The following is a 19,548-nucleotide window of genomic DNA, read 5'->3' as shown; positions in this document are numbered from 1 at the left end:
CCATGTCCCAACAGCTGCAGCAACTTTCCGAGGCCCGCGAAGCCTTTGCCCGTGGGGAATGGGACGTGGCGCGCCGACGCCTGGAACGGGCGGCCGAGGACACTCCACTCAGCTCGCCGGACCTTGAGATCCTGTCCCGTTCCGCCTGGTGGCTGGGAGACGTTCAACGCTCCATGTCCCTCTCGGAGGAGATCTTCCATCGCCTGGATGACGACCACCAGACGCAGGCCGCGGCCCGGACTGCACTGACGCTGTCCATGCAGTGGGGCATCCGCGGCAACCTCGCAGTTTCTTCGGCGTGGCTCAATCGTGCGCACCGCCTGCTGGAGAATATGCCCGAGGTGCCAGAACACGGCTATCTGCTCTACCTTGAGGCCAATGACGCAATGAACCTCGAAGGGGATCCAGTTCCGGCCCTCGCCGCCTCGGTTTCCCTCAAGGAGATGACCCGGAGGCACGATTCACCCGAACTGGCCAGCTTTGGGTACATGTTGTCCGGCTTGGCGGCGGTTCGGACAGGACAGTCCGCACGAGGATTCCAGGACCTGGACGAGGCCATGCTGCCCGTGATGGCGGGGCAGGTTCCGGCAGAGTGGGGCGGAGACATTTACTGCTCCATCATCCACCTCTGCTACGAGATGGCTGACTTCGCACGGATGCGCGCTTGGACCGACGCGCTGGCAACGTGGTGTGCAGGGCTTTCCCAATCCTTCATGTACAGCGGGATATCGCGCGTTCACGAACTTCAATTGCTCGGCACTGAGGGCAATTGGGGACAGGTTGAGGCTGAGATGCCCCACGAAGCCGAGCGCCTCAGGAATGCCCACGGCTGGATCGCTGCGGATGGCTACTGTGAGCTGGGTGAAATCCGTCGGCGCCGCGGCGACGTGGCCGGCGCAGAGTCCGCGTTTGCCCTGGCCCGCGGGCTGGGGCTGGATGCGCAACCAGGACGTGCCCTGCTGCTTGCCGATGCGGGAAAGACAGACGCCGCCATAGAGGCCCTTCGGGCTGCCTTGGCGGACCGCGGAACCTTGGGCAGGGCCAGCCTTCTCTTGCCCCTGGTGGAACTGCTGGCTCCCCGGGATCCCGGCGCGGCGGCCACCCATTGCCTGGAACTTGAACAGACCGCCGCTTTCTACAGGACCCCCGGTTTCCTGGCCTGGGCCCACCATGCGCGTGGTGCCGTGCTGATGGAGGAGCGGCGTTGGCCTGAGGCGATCAATGAGCTTGAATCCGCAGCACAGACCTACCGCTCCCAACACATGCGCTACGAACTGGCACGGATCCACGAACGCCTGGCAACTGTCCGGGCTGCCCTCGGTGAAACCGGACGCGCAGAGGCCGAGCGCGCCACCGCGGCCGCCATCCGGAACCAGCTCGGCGCCAAGCACATCTCCTGGACGCGGCCTGCCCAGGAGCCTGGCGGCCTGACGTCCCGGGAAGTGGAAGTACTGGGCTGCGTCCTGGCTGGTTCCAGCAACAGGCAAATTGCCAAGTCGCTGACTATTTCAGAAAAAACAGCCGGACGTCATTTGGCCAACATCTTCACCAAGATCGGCGTAACTTCCAGGACGGCCGCCGCCGCCTGGGCGCACCAGCACGGGATCTCCGAGCGGCCTGGAGCGTAGCTGCCGTTCCACCGGGGGCCCTGCATGGTTCGCCCCACGCCCGGTCGAAAAAATGCAGAAAATGCCCGAAGAAGCTCATGAGGACCCGGATCTACCGTGGGGATTGGGACAACAGGCCGGATCCACCGGCCCCCTGAAGACCAAGGAAATGCCATGGAGACCACCCAGCCCGGGAAATATGAAACGGCGACGATGCCCGGAATGTCACTTGAAGAAGCGAGGCAGGAAGCGGCGCTGGAAGCAACGGGACGGTTGATTGACATCCTGAACAGCTCATCCATCGGACTGCTCATTGCCGTGGGCCATCAAACCCACCTGTTTGAGACCCTTGCGTCGCTGCCCCCTGCGACAAGTCAACTCGTGGCGGACGCTGCCGGCCTACATGAGCGTTACGTCCGCGAATGGTTGGGAGGGATGACGACCGCGGGATTCGTGGACTTTGAACCCAGCGATTCCACGTATTACCTTCGTCCTGAATTTGTTCCGGTTCTGTGCGGGACCGGAACGGAAAACCTGGCCCGGACACTGCAGTATCTCCCACTGATGGGAGAGGTGGCCCCCAAGATCGTCAGGGCTTTCCAGGAGGGCGGTGGAACAAGTTACAGCGACTACCCGCAGTTCCACCACATCATGGCTTCCGAAAGTGCCGCAGTGAATGACGCCGCGCTCCTGGACGCAATCCTCCCGTTGAGTGGCTGCGAAGGTGACTTGCAGGCAGGAATCCTCGTGGCCGATATTGGCTGCGGCGAAGGCCATGCAGTAAACCTGCTGGCCAGCACTTTACCCCACAGCACCTTCACCGGCTACGACTTCGCTGAGGAGGCGCTGACTGTGGCCAGAGCCGAAGCCACCGCATTGAAACTTCCCAACGTCCGGTTCGTGTCCAGGGACGTAACCCAGCTTGGGGAAGAAGGCCAATACCACCTTGTGACAGCCTTCGACGCCATCCACGACCAAGCGCATCCTGCGCAGGTCCTGGAGAATATTCACAAGGCGCTCAAACCCGGCGGAACATTCCTTATGGTGGATATCAACGCGTCGAGCAACCTGGAAAAGAACACCGACCTTCCGTGGGCTACCTTCCTTTACACCATCTCCACTTTTCATTGCATGGCCGTCTCCTTGGGGCAAGGCGGGGAGGGTTTGGGGACCGTCTGGGGAAAGGAATTGGCAACAGCCATGATCCGTGATGCCGGCTTCAGCAGCGTGGAAGTCAAGGAACTCGAGGAAGATCCATTCAACGTGTACTACGTTGCAAGGCGCTAGTGATGTATACATAACTAGACAATCCAGCGCACTCTGGTGGACATTGCAGGCGTTATGTATACACTGGGGTTATGCGCGCCAGTGATCGGGCCTACGCGGCCCTTCGTGAAGACATCATTGAGTGGCGTCTGCGGCCGGGGGCGGTGCTGGCGGAGGTGGAGCAGTCCGAGCGGTTGGGGGTTTCCCGCACGCCGGTGCGGGAGGCGTTGGGCCGGCTGACCGCGGAGGGATTGACGACGGCGGCTGGTGGGCGCGGTGTCGTCGTGACCGATATTTCGCTGGACAGCATCGATGAGTTGTTTGAATTGCGCGAAACGCTGGAGGTCAGGGCCGCGGCGTTGGCCGCGCAGCGTGGAGAGCCGGGCGTTTTCGCCGAACTGCATGCCCAGCTGCTGGGGGCGCCGGATCTGCTCAGCGATACCGATCCTGCCCGGCACGACTATTACGCGTTGGTGGGCCGCCTGGATGAGGCCATCGACGCCGCCGTCTCCAACTCCTACCTTGCCCAGGCGATGCGGGGCCTGCGCGTGCACCTGGTCCGGGTGCGTCGGCTGGCAGCCGATGACGCCGCCAGGCTCCGTGCCGCAGCCGCCGAGCACGCCGCGATCGCCGAAGCGATCGCCGCAGGCAACCCGCGGCTGGCCGAAGCCGCAACCACACTTCACTTGCACCGAAGCCTCACCCACGTCAAGGCCGCTCACGTGGCCCGCTAAACACCCTCAGTAGAAGGAGCACCATGGTCAAGAACAACCACGTCCGCGTGTACAAGTCCGAAGAGAACCTCCCGCGCGAGGAACAACTCGCGCACAAAATCGCCGTGGTCGCCGCCGACCCCGTCGACGTCACCCCGGAGGTGACCGATATGGTGATCAACCGGATCATCGACAACGCCTCGGTGGCCATCGCCTCCCTGAACCGCGCCCCGATCATCGCAGCACGCGCCCAGGCCCTGACCCACGCCCCGTCCGCCAACGGCACGGGCGGGCACGTTTTCGGCATCACGGAACGGGTCTCCCCCGAGTGGGCTGCCTGGGCCAACGGCGTGGCCGTGCGTGAACTGGACTACCACGACACGTTCCTGGCCGCGGACTACTCCCACCCCGGAGATAACATCCCGCCGATCCTGGCCGTCGCCCAGCACGTCGGCTCCAACGGCAAGGACCTGGTCCGTGCCATCGCCACCGGGTACGAGATCCAGGTGAACCTGGTCAAGGCCATCTGCCTGCACAAGCACAAGATCGACCATGTCGCCCACCTTGGTCCGTCCGCCGCGGCCGGCATCGGCACGTTGTTGGGTTTGGATGTTGAGACGATCTTCCAGTCCGTGGGCCAGGCCCTGCACACCACCACCGCCACTCGGCAGTCCCGCAAGGGCGAAATCTCCACGTGGAAGGCCCACGCCCCGGCGTTCGCGGGCAAAATGGCCGTCGAAGCCGTGGACCGTTCCATGCGCGGACAGACTTCCCCCGTGCCGATCTACGAAGGCGAAGACGGCGTGATCGCCTGGCTGCTCGACGGCCCGGACGCCTCCTACGAAGTCCCCCTGCCGCTGCCCGGTGAGCCCAAGCGCGCCATCCTGGACACCTACACCAAGGAACACTCCGCCGAATACCAGGCCCAGGCCTGGATCGACCTCGCCCGCAAACTCCACCGCGATCACCCGGAACTCACGGACCCGGCCAATGTGAAGTCGGTGCTGATCAAGACCAGCCACCACACGCACTACGTGATCGGCTCGGGCGCGAACGACCCCCAAAAATACGATCCGTCCGCGTCCCGCGAAACCCTGGACCACTCCATCCCCTACATCTTCACCGTCGCCCTGCAGGACGGTACCTGGCACCACGTTCACTCCTACGCCCCCGAACGCGCCGGACGCCCGGACACCGTGGCACTCTGGCACAAGGTCACCACCGTCGAAGACCCGGAATGGACCCGCCGCTACCACTCCCTGGACATCGCCGAGAAAGCCTTCGGCGGTTCGGTGGAAATCACCCTCACGGACGGAACCGTGATCACGGATGAGATCGCCGTCGCCGACGCGCACCCGCTCGGTGCCCGGCCCTTCGCCCGCGAGCAGTACATCACCAAGTTCCGCACCCTCGCCACCGGTCTCGTGGAGGAGACCGAAATCGAACGGTTCCTCACCGCCGTCGAACGCGTCACCGACCTCGGCCCCGGCGAACTGGACCAACTGAACATCACCGCAGCACCCGGCGTCATCGACCCTACCAACGCGCCGAAGGGACTGTTCTAAATGCTGTACTCCAAAGTCACGCCCGAACAGAAACGCCTCAAGCTCCGGGAACTGCTGGCCTCCGGGACCGTGCAGCAGTTCCCCGGCGCGTTCAACCCCCTCTCGGCCCGGCTGATCGAGGAGAAGGGCTTCGCGGGGGTCTACATCTCCGGCGCGGTCCTGGCCAACGACCTCGGCCTGCCCGACATCGGCCTGACCACCCTCACCGAAGTAGCCACCCGGGCCGGGCAGATCGCCCGGATGACCGACCTGCCCTCCCTCGTGGACGCGGACACCGGCTTCGGTGAACCCATGAACGTGGCGCGTACCATCCAGGAACTCGAAAACGCTGGCCTGGCCGGTTGCCACATCGAGGACCAGTTCAACCCCAAACGCTGCGGCCACCTGGACGGCAAGAACGTCGTGGACATCGACACGGCCACCAAACGCATCCGCGCCGCAGCAGACGCACGCCGGGACCCGAACTTCCTCATCATGGCCCGCACCGACATCCGCGCCACCGACGGAATCCACGCCGCACAAGACCGCGCCAAAGCCCTCGTGGACGCAGGCGCCGACGCCATCTTCCCCGAAGCCATGCGTGATTTGAGCGAGTTCCAAGCAATTCGGGATGCCGTGGACGTGCCCATCCTGGCCAACATGACCGAGTTCGGCAAAAGCGAGCTCTTCACCGTGGAGCAACTACAGGGCGTGGGCGTGAACATGGTGATCTACCCGGTCACTCTCCTGCGCATTGCGATGGGCGCTGCAGAGCGTACGCTGGAATCGATCAAGGCTGCGGGGACCCAAGAGGCACAAGTGGAAAACATGCTCACGCGTGCGCGCCTCTATGAACTCGTTGATTACGAGGCATACAACCAGTTCGATACCGGCGTTTTTAACTTCCAGGTCCCTGGCATCCGCTAGGTCCGGGAATCACCAAGGGGACAGCAAGCACTCCGGCAACCCGGGGCGCTTGCATAATGAACGAAGGAGTTCAGCATGGCTGCTGAAGACATCAAAAAAGGCCTTGCCGGCGTCGTGGTGGACTACACCGCCGTCTCGAAGGTCAACCCGGACACCAACTCGCTGCTGTACCGGGGATACCCGGTTCAGGAACTGGCCGCCAAGTGCAGCTTTGAAGAGGTTGCCTACCTGCTGTGGAACGGCGAACTGCCGGACGATGCCCAATTGGCTGAATTTGTTGCCCGCGAACGCGCGGGACGTGCCCTGGACCCGGTGGTCAAGTCAGTTATAGACACGTTGCCCACTACCTCACATCCCATGGATGTATGCCGTACCGCAGCTTCCGTCTTGGGAGCCCGGCATCCGCTGGCTGAAGACTCATCTTCGGATGCCAACATGAAGAAGGCGATCGACCTCTGGGCTGCGATGCCCGCCGTGGTGGCTTACGACCAGCGCCGACGCCGCGGCCAGGACGTGGTGGAACCGCGGGAAGACCTGGACTACTCGGCAAACTTCCTGTGGATGACGTTCGGCGAAGAAGCAGTAGTGGAGGTTGTGGAGGCATTCAACGTCTCGATGATCCTGTATGCGGAGCACTCCTTCAACGCGTCCACGTTCACAGCCCGCGTGGTTACCTCCACGCTCTCGGACCTGCACTCAGCCGTCACGGCTGCGATCGGTGCCCTCAAAGGCCCGTTGCACGGCGGCGCAAACGAGGCCGTCATGCACACGTTCGACGAGATTGGCATCCGCAGCGAAGAATCCATGGAGGAAGCCGCGGTCCGGGCCCGGGCATGGATGGAAGACGCCCTGGCCCAGAAGAAGAAAGTCATGGGCTTCGGGCACCGCGTCTACAAGCACGGCGACTCCCGCGTGCCCACCATGAAGGCCGCCCTGGACAAGATGATCGCCCACTACGGACGGCCCGAACTCCTGGGACTGTACAACGGACTTGAACAGGCCATGGACGAGGCCAAGGCCATCAAACCCAACCTGGATTACCCCGCCGGACCCACGTACCACCTCATGGGCTTCGACACCCAGACGTTCACCCCGTTGTTCGTCGCCAGCCGGATCACCGGCTGGACAGCGCACATCATGGAGCAGTTCGCCTCGAACTCCCTGATCCGTCCGCTCAGCGAATACAACGGACCCGAAGAGCGGCACGTGCCCTAGCCTATTGGCGTGTGGGCGCTATAGAAGCAGACGACGGCGGGCTGGTCACCGAAAGGCGACCGGCCCGCCGTCGTATGCTGGAGAATGCGTTTTCTACTCGGTTCCGAGCCAATCGATGGTGTGGACTTTGGCTACGCTCTCGTTATCGGCCGCCAAGTCGACTCGAACCGCAATCCGCTGCCCCGAAATCATCGCCGGGAGCCAATGCTCTGCGTCGGCCCACATCCGTTCCACCGGAAGCTTGGACACCGGGAACCACTCCGGCGCAATCTCGTCACTTTCAGCCGGTTCGCCTACCCAAGCACGCGTCAGATACACGGTGGTGTACATGTTCCATTCGGGTCTGGCAGGAAACACGAAATCAATGATGCCGGCCGGGATGAGATCTGCGGCTTCAACCACCACGCTGATCTCCTCCATGACCTCGCGGCACACCGCCTGCAGTGCCGTCTCCCCCGGCTCCACATGCCCACCCACGCCCACCACTTTGCCACGCCCAAAACCGGTCTTCTTGGTACCGAGGAGGACGTGTTCCCCGTCCGCCCCGTCACGGAGAAGGAAGCACAGTGTCACATGGGCTGCTGTCATGCTGCCTACCTTAACCCGATCTCGTGTACCAGGGCTGCCATTGCCACACTCAGCCCAATTGCTACAGTGAGCCCATGAGCGAAGGTGGGGGCGAAACGCGTGCGGAGACACAGGCACAGCCGCAGGCCATCAACCATGAGGTGAAGTCCCAAGCTGGGGAAGATTTCGCAACAGCCCCTATGGCCGAGGCCCCATCAAACACCAGAGCCAGGCACGAGCGCGACGCCTGGCTGCCCCGTTGGGTGGTAGCACATCCGCTCTACGCCGGCTGGGCCTGGACGGTGGTGTGGGCCGGACTCATTGTTCTGGATGAAGTGGTGGACCTGGCTGGATGGACTTGGTATTTGTTGGTCCTCGTCGCTGCCCTGCCAACGCTGCTGTCCACGCTGGCGGTGCTGCATGCCACGCCCCGCAGCCACCTCAAGGCAGTGGACGCCACTGTCCTGGGCCATTTTTTCGTCCGCTTCCTCGCCCTGGTGGTGGCCTTCATGGTGTGGGCTGCCTCCGTGGTGATGAGTGCTTCCATCTCGACCACAGTGCAAACCGTCATCGGTGACTCCGAAAAGGAGGTGACCGCACTCGGCTTCAACCTCATGCTGGCCTCGGTCCCGCTGGTGCTCTCTGTCCTGTGGATGGCGTTCATCGTGCGGTGCGCCTGGTTCCTCCGGCGGTTACGCGGTTGGCGGCAAATACCGTTGAAGACGCGGGTACCCAAAAAGTTCCTCAAGGGACAGCCGCGGCTGAAGCGGGTGGTGGTGGGACTGGCCCACCCGGGGCTCTTGCTCGTGGCCGGTTTGGGGACGTCGCTTCTGGCCTTGTTCGTCGATGCCGTAGAGCTGACGGTCAGCGTGCTGGACTAACTGCTGCTACCGACTGCAACTTCAGCCGAGCGCCCTGGGATGGGCAGCAGCGTAAACTTCCCGCAAAGTATCGGCCGTGACCAACGTGTAGACCTGGGTGGTGGTCACCGATGCGTGCCCCAACAGCTCCTGGACTACGCGTACGTCAGCCCCGCCTTCCAGTAGGTGCGTGGCAAAAGAGTGCCGCAAGGTGTGTGGCGACACATCCTTGGTGATGTTTGCCTTCTCCGCAGCAGTCTTGAGGATGGTCCAGGCACTTTGCCTGCTGATCCTGCCGCCCCGGGCGTTCAGGAACAAGGCGGGCGTTCCCTTGCCCTTGGAAGCGAGCAGCGGCCTGCCCCGGACCAGATAGGCCCCGACGGCGCGTGCACCGTAAGAGCCCAAAGGAACCAACCGTTCCTTGGAACCTTTGCCGAAGAGCCTGACGATTGCAGGTTCGCCACCGGCGTGCTCCAGGGATACATCGTCAACGTCCAGCCCTACGGCCTCGCTGATGCGTGCACCGGTGGAGTAGAGAAATTCAAGCAATGCCCGGTCCCTCAGCCCAGTCGCAGAGTCCGAACCCGCAGCTTCAAGTATCCGTGTTACTTCACCAACGCTGATGGCTTTCGGAAGCCGTTTGCCCGGCATCGGCGGGTGGACATCGCTGGCGGGATCCGACGTCGTGGTTCCCTCAAGGGCCCAAAACTTATGGAGCCCCCGCACGGCCACTATGGTCCTGGCAGCAGAGCGGACGCCGAGGGCCGCAGCCCCATCGGAGCCGTCGGACAAGGCTTGGGCAAAGGCGGTGACATGATGCCGTGTAACGTCTTCGGGCCGTTCCGCGCCTTGACCAGCCAGGAAGTTCGAATAACGGGCAAGGTCACGGCGATAGGCGGCCAAGGTGTTGGCGGCCAGGCCACGTTCCACCCCGATGTGCTGGAGGTAGTCCGTAACTCCGCGATCAATGCCGTTGGCGGTGCGGGTGGCGGCCTCCGCCATTCTCAGCGCTGGCTCGGGTGCGCGGGCCACGGCGCGTCAGCGGGGCGCAGGCTGGAAAAGCCATCAGCCTTCGCGGCGGCGGCCGCAAGGATTCCCAGGACCGCGGACGGATTATGCAGGCGCCCTTCAAGGACGGCTTTCACGGCGTCGTCGAGCGGAATCCAGTGGAACTCAATTTCTGACTCTTCGTCCGTGCGGACATGCAGGTCAGCCTCGGGAACAGCGCTCAACCCACGAGCCAGATAAATCCGAACAGCCTCGCTGGAGGATCCCGGAGAGTTGAAGAAATCCACCAGGACATTCCACGTGGCCGCAACCAGATCAGCTTCCTCCGCGAGCTCCCTGGCAGCACCCGCCACGAAATCCTCGCCCTCAACGTCCAGCAAGCCGGCCGGGATTTCCCAGAGGTCCATACCAACGGGGTGCCTGTACTGCTTCAGGAGCAGGATTTCGCCGTCAACGTTCATCGGCAGCACGGCCACCGCCCCAGGGTGGTCGATATAATCCCGGACCAGGGTGTCCGTATCCTCGCTGAGCTGGAAGGCGTCGCTGACCACATCCCAGATACGGCCTTCGTAGACCTTGCTGGTGGACAAAAGACGGCGCGGGCTCGGCATATCCGAAACCTGCCTTGAGGTGCTGGGGGTTTCAGAAATGCCAGGCATCGCGCCGTCCTTCGTTAGTGCTTGCGTTTTACCGTTTACTTGGCAACTACCGCGCGGGCACCGGTGTTGGTTCCCACAACGGCGCCTTCACGGCGCTCCAAGGCAGCCTTCACGAGGCCTGCGAAGAGCGGGTGCGGGCGCGTCGGGCGGGAGCTAAGCTCCGGGTGTGCCTGCGTAGCGACGTAGTACGGGTGCACTTCGCGGGGAAGTTCAACGTACTCAACCAGCTTGCCGTCAGGAGAGGTACCCGAGAAGACCAAGCCCTCTGCCGCGATCTGGTCACGGTACTTGTTGTTGACCTCGTAGCGGTGGCGGTGGCGTTCGCTCACTGATGTGGTGCCGTACGTCTCTGCGACAACGGAGCCCTCGTCCAGCTTGGCTTCGTAGAGGCCCAGGCGCATGGTGCCGCCGAGGTCTCCCTTGCCTTCCACAATGTCCAGCTGCTCTTCCATCGTGGCGATGACCGGGTACTTGGAGTCCGGCTCGAACTCACTGGACGAGGCGCCTTCCAGGCCAACCACGTTGCGGGCGTATTCGATCACCATGCACTGAAGACCAAGGCACAGGCCCAGAACCGGGAGCTTGGATTCGCGGGCAAACTTCAACGCGCCCAGCTTGCCCTCAAGTCCACGGATGCCGAAGCCGCCCGGCACGCAGATGGCGTCGACGCCGGCAAGGGACTTGGTGGCCCCAGCAAGGGTCTCGCACTCGTCAGAGGGGACCCAACGGATCTTGACCTTGGTTTCATTCGCGAACCCACCGGCGCGGAGGGCCTCGGTCACCGAAAGGTAGGCATCGGGGAGGTCGATGTACTTGCCCACCAAGGCGACTTCGACCTCGTGCTTGGGGTTGTGGACGGCTTCAAGCAGCTTGTCCCACTTGCTCCAGTCAACGTCCTTGAACGGCAGGTCCAGTGCACGGACGATGTAGGAATCCAAGCCCTGGGAGTGAAGCGTCTTGGGGATGTCGTAGATGCTGGGTGCGTCAGCGGCGTTGACCACGGCGTCGATATCGACATCGCACATGCGGCCAATTTTCTCGCGCATTGCGTCCGGCACTTCGCGGTCCGAACGGATCACGATGGCTTCGGGCTGGATACCGATGGAACGAAGGGCTGCCACGGAGTGCTGCGTAGGCTTGGTCTTCAGTTCCTGGGAAGGACCGATGTACGGAACCAGGGAAACGTGGAGGAAGAAGACATTGTTCCGGCCGATGTCCTGGCGCACCTGGCGGGCCGACTCAAGGAAGGGCTGCGATTCGATGTCGCCAACCGTGCCACCGATTTCGGTGATGATGACATCCGGAGCGTTCTTGCCTTCGGAGGGAAGGCGCATGCGGCGCTTGATTTCATCCGTGATGTGCGGGATGACCTGAACGGTATCTCCGAGGTATTCACCACGGCGTTCCTTCGCGATGACCGTGGAGTAGATCTGGCCCGTTGTGACGTTGGCCGAACCTTCGAGGTTTTCATCGAGGAAGCGCTCGTAGTGTCCGATGTCGAGGTCGGTTTCGGCGCCATCATCAGTCACGAAAACTTCGCCGTGCTGGAAGGGATTCATCGTGCCCGGATCCACGTTCAAATAAGGATCGAGCTTCTGCATAGTTACAGACAAACCGCGTGCCCGCAGCAGGTGGCCGAGGCTGGAAGCCGTCAGACCCTTACCGAGCGAGGACGCCACACCACCGGTGACGAAGATGTGTTTGGTCGTCTTGGACGAGCCCGGGAACCGGGAATTTACACGGGAATTTGATCGCTGCACCACGGAATTCGAGCTTATCATCAATTACGCCTTCCAAGCGTCCGTCCGGATTCCCCAAATGGTCAATAGTTGCCCAAGACCATGCCTGCAATCAAGAGCCGGGCGGGACCAAGTGCACGGATGTGATAGTGGTCGCAGTCCGGCAGCAGCCGCGTGCCCGGAATTTCCTAAGCTCGCTGGGGAAGCAATTTCGCGTCGTCCAACAATTCCTGCGCGTGCGCCTGGGCAGATTCTGAGTCTTCCTGCCCTGCCAACATACGCGCAAGCTCCTTCACGCGCTCGTCGTCGTCCAGCAGTTGCACATCGCTGGAGGTGAATCCGGTGGACGTTTTTCCGTCGGCGCCCCGCACTGAGGTTTTGGTAACCCGGATGTGCTGATCAGCGAAGGCGGCAACCTGCGGCAGGTGCGTCACCACGAGGACCTGGACGTGGCGGGCCAGCATGGCCAGTCGGCGCCCGATCTCGACGGCGGCCCGTCCACCTACTCCGGCGTCCACCTCGTCAAAGACGAACGTAGGAACAGGATCCACTGCAGCGAGCACTACCTCGATGGCCAGCATCACCCTTGAGAGTTCACCGCCGGAGGCTCCCTTGCCCAGTGGGCGCGCCGGAGCGCCGGAGTGGGGCTGGAGGAGGAAGGCGATCTCGTCGGTTCCCCAGGGGCCAAGCGACCCGCTGGCCTCTATTTGGATGATCAACGTGGCATCCGCCATGGCCAATGCCTTCAACTCTGCACTCACGCGGGCTGAGAGGTCCTTGGCCGCCTTGAGCCGGGCCTTGCTGATCGCTGCGGCCTGCTTGCGCAGGGTAGCTTCGGTCGAAGCCACCTCGGCATCCAAGGATTCGATGCGGCTTGAATCGTCCTGCAGCTCGTCCAAACGCGTCCGGGCCGTGGCCGCCCACTCCAGCACTTCATCGATGCTGGGGGCGTACTTACGGATCAGTTTGGCCAAGGCGGCGCGGCGTTCCTCGATTTCAGAGAGCCGCTCCGGGCCTTCGGTGTCCAATGCGGCTTGGTAGCTGGACAAGTCAGCGGCGATATCGTTCAGCAGGAAGCCAACTTCGGCAAGGCGTGCAGCAGCGGCTCCCAACGCCTCATCATGTTCTGCAACGTGCTCCAGCGTTCGCTTGGCCGCATCCACCATCGATGTGGCATCGCCGGCATCGCCGAATTCCTCGGCAATGAGCGACTCATGTGCCGCGGCCGCTGCGAGCCGGAGTTCTTCAACATTGGCAAGCTTCACGGCCTCGGCCTTGAGGGTCTCATCCTCACCCGGCTGGGGATCCACGTCATCGATCTCTTTGAGCGCCGCGTCCAGCGACTCCGCCTCACGAAGCCGTTCCCGCGCTTCGCTGCGAAGGGTCTCCAGCTCGGCCTGAATGGACTTCCAGTGGTTATACAGGTCCTGGTACTCCCCCAGGACCTTGGCCAGCGGTGCACCAGCGAAGCGATCCAGGGCGTGTCGCTGCGCGGTAGCGCTTTTCAGCCGGATCTGGTCCGACTGGCCGTGCACCACCACCAGGCTCTCGCCAAGTTCGGCCAGAACCCCAACCGGCGCCGCCCGTCCCCCAACGTAAGCCCGGCTGCGGCCATCGGCACCAACGGTGCGGGCCAGCAGGAGTTCAGCAACGCCGTCGAACTCCTCAGCCTCTCCGCCGGCCTCCTTGGCACGCTCCACAGCACTGTGCCCTGGATCAAGCTTCAGGACTGCCTCGGCGGAGGCAGATTTGGCGCCGCTCCGGACTGCGCCGGCGTCCGAACGGGCACCCAGGAGAAGCCCGACGGCGGTCACCACCATGGTCTTGCCGGCACCAGTTTCACCGGTAACGACGCTGAGGCCGGGACCTAGCGGCAGGGCGGCATCGGTAATGACACCGAGGTCACGGATTCGGAGTTCTTCAAGCATGCTTCACTTCGCATTCGTGGGGTCGGATGGCTCACCGTGCCCCGGCTTCAGGGATGTTTCGGCGTCCCGGGGAGCACTCGCTTCCCGGGAATCACTCGCGTCCCGGGGAGTGGGCAAAGGAGCCGGCGAAAGGGTTCGGATCACGGGAATGGGGCCAGTGTGGACTTCACCTGACCGGGGAGCCGGACCGCGCCAGCCGTGGATGGGCAGTTGGAACTTGCGCACAAGCCGCGCCGAGAAAGGAGTCCTGTGCGTCCGTGCCAGTCGTACAGGCGTGGCTGAGCGGGTCACCTCGACACGCGCCCCCGGAGGCAAGTCAACGGAGCGCCTGCCATCACACCAGAGGACGCCCAAGGCATCCGTCCGGTTCATGATTTCCACAGCCAGCTTGGATCGCGGAGACACCACCAAAGGTTTGGCAAAAAGGGCATGGGCGCTGATCGGCACAATGACGAGCGCTTCCACTTCAGGCCACACCACTGGCCCACCAGACGAAAACGCATACGCCGTTGATCCCGTTGGCGTCGCAAGGACCACGCCATCACAGCCGAACGACGTCAACGGGCGTTCATCCACCTCAGTGACGACTTCGAGCATCCGTTCCCGGTTGGCCTTCTCGATAGCGGCCTCGTTCAGGGCCCAGGTATGCCAGATCTTCTGGCCCTTGATCCACACCTGGACATCGATGGTCATTCGCTCTTCAACGGTGTACTGGCGGCTCGCGATCCATTCAACCGTCTGAGCAAGGTCAGCACGTTCGCTCTCTGCAAGGAAGCCCACGTGGCCCAGGTTGACGCCCAGCAAGGGAACGTCCACCTCCCGGACCAGTTCAGCCGCGCGCAGGATGGTTCCGTCGCCACCCAGAACCATCACCAATTCCACGTCTTCCAAACTCACGTCGTCGTGGAGGATCTCAATGGGGGTATCAACGGCGCCAAAGAAGCGCTCGACATCTGCCAATTCTGACTTCTGAAGGACGGGCACCAGGCCCGACGAGTGCAATTGCGTACAAGCATCCCACGCCGCCCGGAGCGATTCCTCCCGCCCTGTGTGGGCAAGGACAAGTACATGCCTGCTCATCGGGTTCTGCTTTCTAGTCGTTTGGCCAGAGGTTCTTTATCAACGCAGCAACGTCCTCGTCCCGCTCTTCGATCTTAGGCAACACAGCGGACATCCTGCGCTTCATCCACAGGAAGTACTCAACATTTCCGTCCTGGCCCGGGAGTGGACTTGCCGCCAGGCCATGAAGTTCCAGCCCGGCATCAACTGCAGCGCGGGCCACTTGGGCCACCGCCCGGCGTCGTTCATTCTCGGAAGACACGACGCCCGTACGGCTTAGCCGCTCCTTGCCGACTTCAAACTGCGGCTTGACCATCAGGACAAGGTCTCCGCCAGGTTCCGTGCAGGCAGCAAGGGGGCCAAGGACCAACGTCAGGGAAATGAAGGAAAGGTCTGCAACAGTCAGGGCCGCGGTGCCGCCGATCTGGTCCGGCGTCATGTACCTGACGTTAAGCCCCTCATGGACCACCACCCGGGGATCATTGCGAAGCAGCGGCACCAGTTGGCCGTGCCCGACGTCGACCGCCACCACTTGTGCCGCTCCTTGCCGAAGCAACACGTCAGTGAAGCCGCCAGTGGAGGCTCCGGCGTCGAGACACCGCCGGCCGGATACGGCGACCCCCGGAAACGCGGCCAGCGCGCCCGCCAGCTTGTGCCCGGCGCGGCTCACGTAGATGTCCTCAAGGTGGGATTGGACGGCCAGGTCTGTACCGGCGTCCACATGCTGGGCCGCCTTTGCGAAGACAACCCCGCCAGAACTCACCTTGCCGTCGCTAATGAGCTTGGCAGCATGCGTCCGGGACCTCGCCAGCCCACGCGCGACGAGTTCCTGATCAAGTCTTGCCATTCGCTAATTCCCGCCTTCCGGGCGGGTACGAGTGGTATCCCGGTCCGCAGCGGGCGGCAGGCCAGGCTCAGCATCCAGAGCCTCCAGGAGGGAGTCATGAATTGCTGCATACAACCCAGCATGATCGGCCACCGGAGCACCATGAACGCCCTCCAGCAAGCTGAGGGCACGGTCCACCGGGGCGTCGCCGGTGGAATCGAGAGCCTCCGGCCAGTGCACAGCGGTCCGTTCAGCCTCAGCTTCCGGGAGATTGTTGGGCTCAGTCATCGCACCAGTCTAATGAGTTCGCCATTCCAGCTGCGGCGCTTGGGCCACGGCAGTGTCCGGCACCGCAGCCCACCAAGCGGCGCACGCCGCCCGCCAGGCGTCGAGGTCATCCTTATCCCCCGTGAGCGTAACCTTCCCGTCCTCGGCAATTGCTGATGCTGCACCGCAGCGGTAAGTGCCGGCGTCGCTGACGATTTCCGGGTATGGATTGTAAAGATCACCCAGATCGGCCAACAGGTAATCGGGACGCTCTTCCGTCCGTGCAGCCAGAATCGTTAGCGTCGTATCGACGCCGGTGAGTACCGCCGCCGTCGCAAATCCAGCACGGTTGCCACCCAGGATGTCCGTATCCAAACGGTCCCCCACCACCAAAGGGCGATCAGACTTCAGCCGCTTGGCAGCAGCGTGGAACAACGGCGCTTCGGGTTTACCGGCCACCAACGGCGTCTTGCCCGTTGCGGCGGCAACTGCCGCAACGAGCGTACCGTTGCCAGGAGCCATACCGCGCGCCTGCGGGATGGACATATCCGTGTTGGTCGCGAACCATTGGGCGCCACCGGCAACAACATAGGAGGCCTCAGCGAGGTCCTTCCAGCCGATCTCCGGGTTGAAGCCCTGGACAACAGCCACCGGCGATTCCGCCGCACTATGCACGGGCTTGAGGCCCACGAGTTCGATCTCGTGGGCCAACGCCGCACTGCCCGTGATGAGCACGTGAGCCCCGGCAGGCAGCATGGAAGCAAGCAACTCCCCCGCGGCCTGCGAAGAGCTGACCACCTGGTGATCCTCCGCGGGCGCCCCGAGTTCCCTCAGGTGCGCGGCAACCTGGGCGGGAGTACGCGAGGCGTTGTTCGTCACGTAACCCAACCCGACGCCTACCGTCTCCAGGCGCTGCAGCGACTCCACAGCGCCGGGAATGGCATGGGGACCGGCATAAACGACACCATCAAGATCGGAAAGAACCGCGTCAAAGGACGAAATGAGTGAATCAGCCATGCTGGGAGTCAGTGCCCTGTTCCTCGGTGGGTTCCGTGTGGGAAACGGATTCCTCGGCCTCTTCTTCTGTTTCTTCTGCTTCTGCTTCGTCAGCCTCTTCTGCTGAATCGATGTCCGATTCGGCGTCGTCCGACTCGAAGTAATCGGACTCTGCATCATCGATGTCAACGTCGTCGTGTTCGGCATCTGCAGCAGCCGCCTCGGCGATCACCGATTCGCTTTCCGGCCTAACGACGTCGGAATCCTCGCCGCGCTTCTCGAAGCGCGGCTTCCGTGCAGCCGCCGCTTCTTCTTGCTCGTCCCAGCCGAGATCAAGAATTTCCGGTTCCGCGAAGTCGCCAACACCCAAGGCATTCTCGGCTACCAGTGCCTGACGAGCCCATTTATCGGCTTCCTCACTGCGACCCACAGCCGTCAGCGCTTCCGCATACGCACGGAACAGGCGGGGGCTGTAAGAGAACGCCCGGTTGATGTCCAGCTGCGGGATCTCAAGCTCGGCAACAGCAGCATCAAGCTGGTTGAGGTCCGCGCGGGCGCCTGAAGCCACAATCGCCAGCTCTACCTTGCCCGGAGCATCCAGGTCCTGCGCTTCTGGAGACCGGACCATGTCCAGTGCACGGTCCGGGCGGCCAAGGCCACGCTCACAGTCCGCCATGACGGGCAGGTGAACGTTGGATCCGCTGATACGGCGGTACGTACGGAATTCGCGCAGCGCTTCGCCATAGTGACCCGCAGCGTAAGCCGTCAAGCCAACAGCTTCCCGGACAGCCGAGAGCCGGCCACCCCTTCGGCTGGCGGCCAAAGCGTGCTGGAAGGCCAACTCCGGCTCGATGTCGATCAGGCGACCGGCCATGACCAGGTGCTTGGCAACCCAGCCTGCGCTCTGCTCTTCGAGGGTCTTGATCTGATGCCCGGTGGCGCGGTCAAGTTCCTTACCCGTGACATCCTCATCGATCTCGGGAGAACGTTCGCGGTCAGGGCGGTTGGCGCTGCGAATATCCTTCGCGTTGGGAACCCGGGCCGGGCGCTCTTCCCAGGAGTTGGCACGGTCGTTGCCGAACGGACGACGCTCGCCACCACGCTCGGGACGGTCGCCAAACGGCTTACGCTCGCCACGGTCGTTGCTGAACGGACGACGCTCCTCGCCATCACGACGCGGCCCATCAAAGTTCCGCGGGCCACGCTCAGGGCGGCTACCGAAGGGCTTACGCTCGCCACGGTCGTTACCGAAGGAACGACGCTCGCCATCGCGGGGCGGGCGGTCGCCAAACGGCTTCCGCTCGCCACGGTCGTTGTTGAAGGGACGACGCTCACCATCGCGGGGCGGGCGATCGCCAAACGGCTTACGCTCGCCACGGTCATTGTTGAACGGACGACGCTCACCATCACGGGGCGGGCGATCAGCGCGGTCGCCGCGGTCACCGAAGGGCTTACGCTCGCCACGGTCGTTGTTGAAGGGACGACGCTCACCATCGCGGGGCGGGCGGTCGCCGAACGGCTTACGCTCGCCACGGTCGTTGTTGAAGGGACGACGCTCACCATCGCGGGGCGGGCGATCAGCGCGGTCGCCGCGGTCGCCGAAGGGCTTACGGTCACGGTCGTTACCGAAGGAACGACGCTCACCATCACGGGGCGGGCGGTCGCCAAACGGCTTACGCTCGCCACGGTCGTTGTTGAACGGACGACGCTCACCATCACGGGCCGGGCGATCACCGCGATCGCCGCGGTCACCGAAGGGCTTACGATCACGATCGCCACTAAAGGAACGACCCTGCTCGTTGCCGTCGCGATTCTCCCTGGAACGGAATCCGCGAGGATCTCCACCGGAGTTGTTGTTGGGGCGGAAAGAACCGCGGTCACCGCGATTCCCGCCAAAGTTCCCGCGATTGCCGTCGCGATTGCCGCCGTTGTGCTCAGCCATGGTGGATTCCTCCTGTTGCGAGCCGACCACTGGCGCGTGCGTAGTCGCTCATAACCCTTATTTCGTTGTCACGCCGTCTGCAGCACTGGGCTGCCGACTCGTATGTCTTATGCAATTCTAGGCGACAGCGCCTCAGGCGCCGAACGTCAGGGCACCTCCATGGGCGCCCCGTGGCAAGTCTCACAGCGTTGTTGGCGCTGCGTCTTCCGGGGTTAAATGGGGCAAGCCCCGGCCGTGGTGGTCGGGGCTTGGTTGGTTCTGGTGTGGTGGTCGTGGCGTTAATGTGGGAGACCCCCCGTCCCTGGTGTGGGTTGGGGGGTCTCGACCTAATGTGTGTCCGGCGGTGTCCTACTCTCCCACACCCTCCCGGGTGCAGTACCATCGGCGCTGTGGGTCTTAGCTTCCGGGTTCGGAATGGGACCGGG

The 19,548-nt window shown here is 63.2% G+C and carries 18 protein-coding genes and 1 rRNA gene; 8 read left to right on the top strand and 11 right to left on the bottom strand.

Going from position 1 to position 19,548, the window contains the following annotated elements; translation table 11 throughout:
- The first annotated feature begins 2 nt into the window (after nt 1-2).
- From AC1DD7_RS21590 to AC1DD7_RS21565, 6 genes are all read left to right on the top strand, one after another.
- The gene (locus tag AC1DD7_RS21590) at nt 3-1,628 is read left to right on the top strand and encodes a LuxR C-terminal-related transcriptional regulator (RefSeq protein WP_477516491.1); all 1,626 of its coding nucleotides are present in this window, start codon (nt 3-5) and stop codon (nt 1,626-1,628) included.
- 153 nt (nt 1,629-1,781) lie between these two features.
- Nucleotides 1,782-2,894 (top strand): class I SAM-dependent methyltransferase, encoded by a 1,113-nt coding sequence (locus AC1DD7_RS21585; RefSeq protein ID WP_477516490.1) that lies wholly within the window; start codon nt 1,782-1,784, stop codon nt 2,892-2,894.
- A 71-nt stretch (nt 2,895-2,965) separates the two neighbouring features.
- Complete coding sequence (locus tag AC1DD7_RS21580; RefSeq protein WP_477516489.1) at nt 2,966-3,607, top strand: GntR family transcriptional regulator; 642 nt, start codon at nt 2,966-2,968, stop codon at nt 3,605-3,607.
- Between the two features lie 23 nt (nt 3,608-3,630).
- Complete coding sequence (locus AC1DD7_RS21575) at nt 3,631-5,151, top strand: MmgE/PrpD family protein (protein WP_477516488.1); 1,521 nt, start codon at nt 3,631-3,633, stop codon at nt 5,149-5,151.
- Entirely contained in the window at nt 5,152-6,057 is a 906-nt protein-coding gene (prpB, locus tag AC1DD7_RS21570) for a methylisocitrate lyase (protein WP_477516487.1), read from the top strand.
- A 75-nt stretch (nt 6,058-6,132) separates the two neighbouring features.
- Nucleotides 6,133-7,272, top strand: coding sequence for a bifunctional 2-methylcitrate synthase/citrate synthase (locus AC1DD7_RS21565; RefSeq protein WP_477516486.1), 1,140 nt, complete (start codon nt 6,133-6,135; stop codon nt 7,270-7,272).
- 93 nt (nt 7,273-7,365) lie between these two features.
- On the opposite strand, the gene AC1DD7_RS21560 is transcribed toward AC1DD7_RS21565, so the two are convergent.
- Nucleotides 7,366-7,860, bottom strand: coding sequence for an 8-oxo-dGTP diphosphatase (locus AC1DD7_RS21560; RefSeq protein WP_477516485.1), 495 nt, complete (start codon nt 7,858-7,860; stop codon nt 7,366-7,368).
- Between the two features lie 74 nt (nt 7,861-7,934).
- On the opposite strand from AC1DD7_RS21560, the gene AC1DD7_RS21555 reads away from it, so the two are divergent.
- On the top strand, nt 7,935-8,720 hold the full coding sequence (locus tag AC1DD7_RS21555) for a hypothetical protein (RefSeq protein WP_477516484.1): 786 nt from the start codon (nt 7,935-7,937) through the stop codon (nt 8,718-8,720).
- A gap of 21 nt (nt 8,721-8,741) precedes the next feature.
- Here AC1DD7_RS21555 and xerD read toward each other — a convergent pair whose 3' ends face one another.
- The 9 genes from xerD to AC1DD7_RS21510 all read right to left on the bottom strand — a co-directional run bounded on the left by xerD (nt 8,742) and on the right by AC1DD7_RS21510 (nt 17,950).
- Nucleotides 8,742-9,701, bottom strand: a complete 960-nt coding sequence (xerD, locus tag AC1DD7_RS21550) for a site-specific tyrosine recombinase XerD (protein ID WP_477516483.1) — start codon at nt 9,699-9,701, stop codon at nt 8,742-8,744.
- 2 nt (nt 9,702-9,703) lie between these two features.
- Entirely contained in the window at nt 9,704-10,366 is a 663-nt protein-coding gene (locus AC1DD7_RS21545) for an NUDIX domain-containing protein (RefSeq protein WP_477516482.1), read from the bottom strand.
- Nucleotides 10,367-10,401: 35 nt separating this feature from the next.
- On the bottom strand, nt 10,402-12,147 hold the full coding sequence (locus AC1DD7_RS21540; protein WP_477516481.1) for a CTP synthase: 1,746 nt from the start codon (nt 12,145-12,147) through the stop codon (nt 10,402-10,404).
- A gap of 146 nt (nt 12,148-12,293) precedes the next feature.
- Nucleotides 12,294-14,033, bottom strand: a complete 1,740-nt coding sequence (gene recN / locus AC1DD7_RS21535; protein ID WP_477516480.1) for a DNA repair protein RecN — start codon at nt 14,031-14,033, stop codon at nt 12,294-12,296.
- Between the two features lie 3 nt (nt 14,034-14,036).
- Entirely contained in the window at nt 14,037-15,113 is a 1,077-nt protein-coding gene (locus tag AC1DD7_RS21530) for an NAD kinase (protein WP_477516479.1), read from the bottom strand.
- A 13-nt stretch (nt 15,114-15,126) separates the two neighbouring features.
- Nucleotides 15,127-15,939, bottom strand: a complete 813-nt coding sequence (locus AC1DD7_RS21525) for a TlyA family RNA methyltransferase (protein WP_477516478.1) — start codon at nt 15,937-15,939, stop codon at nt 15,127-15,129.
- Nucleotides 15,940-15,942: 3 nt separating this feature from the next.
- Nucleotides 15,943-16,206, bottom strand: a complete 264-nt coding sequence (locus AC1DD7_RS21520) for a hypothetical protein (RefSeq protein WP_477516477.1) — start codon at nt 16,204-16,206, stop codon at nt 15,943-15,945.
- Nucleotides 16,207-16,215: 9 nt separating this feature from the next.
- The gene (locus AC1DD7_RS21515) at nt 16,216-17,202 is read right to left on the bottom strand and encodes an HAD-IIA family hydrolase (protein WP_477516476.1); all 987 of its coding nucleotides are present in this window, start codon (nt 17,200-17,202) and stop codon (nt 16,216-16,218) included.
- On the bottom strand, nt 17,195-17,950 hold the full coding sequence (locus AC1DD7_RS21510) for a hypothetical protein (RefSeq protein WP_477516475.1): 756 nt from the start codon (nt 17,948-17,950) through the stop codon (nt 17,195-17,197). The genes AC1DD7_RS21515 and AC1DD7_RS21510 overlap by 8 nt, the downstream gene beginning before the upstream one ends.
- Between AC1DD7_RS21510 and AC1DD7_RS21505 the strand changes: the two genes are divergently transcribed.
- A complete protein-coding gene (locus tag AC1DD7_RS21505; protein ID WP_477516474.1) occupies nt 17,927-19,177 on the top strand; it encodes a hypothetical protein in 1,251 nt (416 codons plus the stop codon). The two genes, AC1DD7_RS21510 and AC1DD7_RS21505, sit on opposite strands and share 24 nt — an antisense overlap.
- A 281-nt stretch (nt 19,178-19,458) precedes the next feature.
- On the opposite strand, the gene rrf is transcribed toward AC1DD7_RS21505, so the two are convergent.
- Nucleotides 19,459-19,548 (bottom strand): 5S ribosomal RNA (rrf, locus tag AC1DD7_RS21500); the annotation flags it as partial.

This window comes from Paenarthrobacter sp. 10L412 (genome assembly GCF_056395565.1).
The sequence above is the reverse complement of the archived record's forward strand: the minus strand, read 5'-3'. Positions and strand labels throughout refer to the sequence as shown.